Source organism: Aeromicrobium sp. (genome assembly GCF_036676885.1).
Classification (GTDB): Bacteria; Actinomycetota; Actinomycetes; order Propionibacteriales; family Nocardioidaceae; genus Aeromicrobium.
The window spans coordinates 1-5,574 of record NZ_JAKFCB010000123.1 but is presented as its reverse complement, the minus strand read 5'-3'; the positions used below and the strand labels follow the sequence as shown (position 1 = coordinate 5,574).

4 protein-coding genes and 1 pseudogene are annotated in these 5,574 nt (G+C 68.7%); 1 reads left to right on the top strand and 4 read right to left on the bottom strand.

What is annotated here, in order from left to right; genetic code table 11:
* The 3 genes from galE to V6M46_RS06310 all read right to left on the bottom strand — a co-directional run.
* Positions 1-819 (bottom strand): UDP-glucose 4-epimerase GalE (gene galE / locus V6M46_RS06320; protein WP_332662941.1); only part of this gene is annotated, 819 nt, incomplete at its 3' end.
* Positions 820-844: 25 nt separating this feature from the next.
* Positions 845-2,770: a hypothetical protein gene (locus tag V6M46_RS06315; protein WP_332662939.1), complete on the bottom strand. Its 1,926-nt coding sequence runs from the start codon at positions 2,768-2,770 to the stop codon at positions 845-847.
* Between the two features lie 44 nt (positions 2,771-2,814).
* On the bottom strand, positions 2,815-4,764 hold the full coding sequence (locus tag V6M46_RS06310) for an ATP-dependent DNA helicase (protein WP_332662937.1): 1,950 nt from the start codon (positions 4,762-4,764) through the stop codon (positions 2,815-2,817).
* 75 nt (positions 4,765-4,839) lie between these two features.
* Here V6M46_RS06310 and V6M46_RS06305 point away from each other — a divergent pair, with 75 nt between their 5' ends.
* The gene (locus V6M46_RS06305; protein WP_332662936.1) at positions 4,840-5,322 is read left to right on the top strand and encodes a GNAT family N-acetyltransferase; all 483 of its coding nucleotides are present in this window, start codon (positions 4,840-4,842) and stop codon (positions 5,320-5,322) included.
* On the opposite strand, the pseudogene V6M46_RS06300 reads toward V6M46_RS06305, so the two are convergent.
* Positions 5,319-5,574, bottom strand: a pseudogene (locus tag V6M46_RS06300) (GTPase HflX); the annotation flags it as partial. The gene V6M46_RS06305 and the pseudogene V6M46_RS06300 overlap by 4 nt on opposite strands.

Below are 5,574 nucleotides of genomic sequence, written 5' to 3'. Positions count from 1 at the left end.
GGGCTCGAAGGCGATGCCCGTCGCCTCGGCAACCGCCGTCATGATCTCCCGCACCGAGACGCCGTCACCGCTGCCGAGGTTGTAGACCGGCTCGAGCTGCTGACCGGCGAGCAGCTTCTGGGCAGCCACGACGTGCGCATCGGCCAGGTCCGCGACGTGGATGTAGTCGCGTACGCACGTGCCGTCGGGAGTCGGGTAGCCATCGCCGTTGATCCTCGGCGTACGACCCTCCAGCAGCGCCTCGATGACGAGCGGGAAGAGGTTGTGCGGGCTCGTGTCGTAGAGGTCCGGGACCGCCGAGCCGACGACGTTGAAGTAGCGCAACGACGTGTGGTGCATCGGGAACGCCCGCGCCGCGTCGCGCAGCAACCACTCGCCGATCAGCTTGCTCTCGCCATAGGGCGACTCGGGCGCCGTCGCCGTCGTCTCGGTCACGATGTCGACGTCAGGCGTGCCGTAGACCGCGGCGCTGGAGGAGAACACGATCTTGTCGACGCCGGCCTCGTGCATCGCCTGCAGGAGGCTGACCGTGCCCTGGACGTTCTGCTCGTACGTGTGCAGCGGCCGCTGCACGGACACCCCCGCGTACTTGAACCCGGCCAGGTGCACGACGGCCTCGACCTCGTGCTCGACCATCGCCTTGGTGACCAGCGTGGTGTCGAGGATGTTGGTGTCGATGAACTCGACGTCGTCCGGGACGAACTCCTGGTGGCCGCTCGAGAGGTCGTCGACCACGACGCAGTCGAGGCCGGCGAGCCGAAAGGCCCGGACGATGTGCGAGCCGATGTAGCCGGCGCCGCCGGTCACGAGGACAGTCATGGTGACCAGCCTGTCAGAACCGCCCTCAGCTCAAGAACCGGAGGGTGCCGGCGTTGTAGGTGCCGCCCGCAGTCACGCCGATGGAGTGCTTGCCGCTGAACGAACGGCCGATGCCGCGCCACGAGTCCGCGTTGACCGTGATCTTCCAGTTGCCCGACGGCAGGCCGGCGACGTAGAAGTAGCCGCGGCTGTCGGTCAAGTCCGTGCGGAGCACGCGCTTGCCGTCCGACGACGACAACGTCACCATCATCTCCTTGTTGGTCTTGCCGCCGACGCGGGTGACTCGACCCTTGACGATGGCGCCCTTGCGGACCCGGTTGGTGACCTTGGTGACGGTCTGGTCGAGGTTGTTGATGCTGAGGGTGTTGTCGTAGGTGCCGGCTCCCAGCGCCTTGCAGTAGCCGCGGTACATCCAGCCCTTGTAGCCGCTCGGCGGCGTCTTGGCGACGTAGCCCATCGTGTAGGACTTCGTGTACTCCGGATACTTGCCGGCCACGGTCTTCCAGCGCTCTGCGCCGCGGTCTTCGCCGCTGAAGTAGGCGTTGTTGTTGGGGTAGACGCTGGGGTACCACGCCGAGCAGGTCGTACGGCGGCCCATCTCGACCCAGTACTTGCCGGGCGGAACGTCCTTGAGCGCGCTGGCGCCGCTGGCGTTGCCGGAGGTGTTGACGCTGCCCCTGGCGACGACCGGCGAGGAGAGCACCGGGACGCCGGGGATCTTCTCACGCAGCGTGACGTAGCGATCGCTGTAGGTCGGCGAGAAGCCGCTGAACGAGCCGTCGATGTTGACGGTGTTGTTGCTGCGCCTCACCTGCACGTTGTAGGCGTTCGAAGGCACGGGCACGAGGTTGGCCGCCGTGCGGTTCGTGTAGTCGATCACGTCCAGGCAGCTGCCGAAGCCCGTGGTGCCGCCAGCAGGCGTGTTCCACGTCTCGACCCCACCCGAGGCCGCGCGCACCATGTAGCGCGGGTTGCTGCCGTAGAGCGGCAGGAAGTCGACCCGGTAGGCGCCTGTCGTGCTGTTGCTCGTCGTCTTGCCGTAGATGTTGGCGCACGAGGTGAAGTCGTACTCACGCAGGACCTTGGAGTTGGTGGAGTAGACCGGGGGCGGGGCGGCCACCGTGATCTCTGCCGAGCCACCGTTGATGTGATCCTGCACGGTCCCGCCGATCGAGCCGTACACGAAGTTGGCGTCGTAGTCGCCCATCTTCGTGACTCGAACCGAGGTGCCCTCGTCGATGTAGCGTCCACCGCTGCCCAAGGTGCTGCCGTCGCTGCCGCGCCAGTACCAGGAGCGGAAGGAGTCGTCCTTGTCGCGCCCGCTGATGCGCAACTTGTAGGGGCCGGACGCGGCGTTGTTGCTGCCGAGTGGCACGTTGAACGAGTAGTTGCCGCCCGTGTCAGGGATGTCGACAGAGCGGACGACCTGGGTGTTGCCGCCGCGCACCTGGCGCACCATCTCGACCTTGACGCCAGTGGCCTCCTTGCCGTCCGGGCCCTGGACGCTGCCCTTGAGCTGCTGGTGGGTCAGGAGCGTCTCGGTCTGGACGCCGTAGGTGCGGTTCTTGTTGCGGGGGTAGTCCTGGTTGACGACCAGGACGGCCGACTTGTAGTAGACGTCGCCCCTCTGGATGCCGCCGTTTGCGGGATAGGGGTAGGCGGCCTCGGTCGTACGGACGGCCACCTCGACGGTGCGCGACGCTCCCGCGGGCACGCTGTAGGTGCGGTAGCGAGTGCTCGTGTTGGTGAACGACAGCTTGCCTCGGCACGTCACCTTCGCCCAGCACTTGACCGTGACCTTGCCCAGGCCAGAGGTGTTGATCGCGATGAGTCGTTGCGACACCGCCACGTCGTAGGTGTTCGCCTCCGCGGACGTCGTGGGAATTGCCACGAGGGCACCGAAGACCACCGCCGGAAGGGCGAGAAGCAGGGCAGTGAGGCGCAGTTTCATGGAATCCCCGGCGTCGACGGTTGGAGAGAATCTGCGACAGGCTATCAAACTTCAGCGGTTGCAACTGCATTCGCCACGTCATTGAGACGTCGCAACGCTCCGAGGGCTACGTCCCGGTCCGTCGTACGCCACATGTCGGGCAATGAAGCGGCAAGGAACGACCCGTAGCGCGCCGTGACGATGCGCGGATCGAGGATGGCGACGACGCCCTTGTCGCTCGCCCGGCGGATCAACCGGCCGGTGCCCTGGGCGAGCAGCAGCGCCGCGTGGCTCGCCGCCACGCTCATGAAGCCGTTGCCACCGCGCTTCTCGACGAGCCGTTGGCGCGCGCTCATCAACGGGTCGTCCGGCCGCGGGAACGGCACCCGGTCGATGATGACCAGCTGGCACGTGTCCCCCGGGAGGTCGACGCCCTGCCACAGGCTCAGCGTGCCGAACAGGCAGGTGCTCGGAGTCTCGGCGAAGCGCCGGGCCAGCTCGGGCAGCTGGGCGTCGCCCTGGCACCAGATGTCGATGTCCGGCAACCGCGTGCGCACCTCTTCGGCCGCCTTCTCCGCAGCGCGTCGCGACGAGAAGAGTCCGAGGGTACGTCCGCCGGCAGCCTCGACGAGCGCCGTGATCTCCGCGAGCTGGGCCTCCTCGAGGCCGTCACGTCCCGGCAGCGGCAGGTCGCGGGCGACGTAGAGCACGCCCTGCTTGCGGTAGTCGAACGGTGAGCCGACGTCGAGCGAGCTCCACGAGTCGTCGCCGGGCTCGAGGCCGAGCGAGCGCGCGACGGGGTCGAAGCCGCCGCCGAGCTTGAGCGTGGCACTGGTCAGCACCACGGTCTTGTCGGCGAAGAGCCTGTCGCGCAGGCTCGCCGACACATCGATCGGCGCGATGTGGAGCTGCTTGTTGCCGCGGTTGTCGCTCATCCAGAGCACCTCGGTCTCGCCCTTGGCGGCCATGCGCTCGGCGATCTTGCGGACGTCGTCGACCATGCCGCGGGACTGCTGGCGAGCCGCGTCGGGCTCGCCCTTGTCCTTGTCCTTGGGGAACGCCGACAGGCACGCACGAGCGGCATCGCGTACGAACGCGAGGACCTCGCGGAGCGGCTGCGGCGGGTCGTCGATGCGCCCCTCCTCGGTGCGGGCCAGGACGTCGGCGAGCGCATCGGAGGCGTCGGTCAGGTCGTCGGCCTCCTTGCCCTTGACCTGGACGCGTGCCCGCCGGGCGGCGCGCTCGACCACGACGGGGTCGAGCTCATCGGTCGATGCCTGGGTCACGCGTGCGGCGAGCTCATGCGCCTCGTCGACGATCACGGCGTCGTACTCCGGGAGCATCGGCACGCCGTCGATCGCGTCGATCGCCAGCAGGGCGTGGTTGGTGACGACGAGCTGGGCGGTGTGCGCGTCCTCGCGGGCCCGTTCGGCGAAACACTCGAGGGCGTGGGCGCAGCGGGAGGCGCCGAGGCATTCGCGGTGGTTGACGCTGACCTGTCGCCAGGCCCGCTCCGTGTGGGCGGGTGCGGAGTCGCGGTCGGCCATGTGGCCACCGGTGGCCTGCTCCTCGGCCCACTCCCGCAGCTCGAGCACCTCGGCGCCGAGCGAACCCTCGGGGACGTCGACGAGCGTGCCCTGGTCATCGGGAGCGCCCTCACGTATGCGGTGCAGGCAGGCGTAGTTGCTGCGGCCCTTGACCACGGCGTGGTGCGGGACGACGTCGAGGGTCGCCCGGGCGGCATCCTTGAGCGCCGGGATGTCCCGCTCGACAAGCTGGTGCTGGAGGTTGAGCGTCGCGGTCGCGACGACGACCCGCTTGCCGTGGAGCAGGCTGGGCACGAGGTAGCCGAGCGACTTGCCGGTGCCGGTGCCGGCCTGGACCAGCAGGTGCTCGCCGCTCTCGAGGGCGTGCTGCACCGCCTCGGCCATCTCGATCTGACCGGGCCGATCCTCTCCCCCGACGGCCTCCACCGCAGCATGGAGGACCGCGCGTACGTCAGGGGTGGAGGGCATGGCGCAAGGCTAGTCGCGACGGCGGTCGAATCCTGACGCGCGTCCACAGGTGTCGGACCCGGTAGCGTCTCGCCCATGCCCGAGTTCACGCTCCGTGCCGCAACCGACCAGGACGTCGAGGCCGTCGCCGATGTGTGGCACCGCGGCTGGGCAGACGGCCACGCAGGGCACGTCCCGGTGGGCCTGCACGCGCATCGCACGCTCAGCCACTTCCGCGACCTGGTCCCATCACGCATACCCCTCACAACCGTCGCGGTCGCCGGCGACACCGTGATCGGGTTCGTCACTGTGCACGACGACGAGGTCGAGCAGGTCTATGTCGATGCGTCAGCTCGCGGCAGCGGGACCGCCGCCTCGCTGCTCGACCGCGGCGAACACGTCGTCGGCGAGCGGTATGACCGTGCGTGGCTGGCGGTGGTGGCCGGCAACGTACGCGCCCGGCGGTTCTACGAGCGGCGCGGCTGGGTCGACGCAGGACCGTTCGACTACTCCGCCGAGACCTCCGCCGGTACGTTCACTGTCCCGGCCCTGCGCTACGAGAAAGTCTTGCGTGCCTAGACCGTGTAGGGCTCGAGCTCGCTGGCCAGCTGCCCGTGGACCCGGGCGACGACGTGCGTGCCGTCGGACTCATGGTCGAGGGACTCGATCTCGCCCTGCGTGTGGATCTGGTTGAGCAGGTCGCCGCGAGCGTAGGGCAGCAGCACGTCGACGTGGGTCGCGGGCTGTGGCAGGTCGGCCTCGATCGCGCTGAGCAGCTCGTCGATGCCCTCGCCGGTGCGTGCGCTGACCACGACCGCGTGGGGCTCGCGG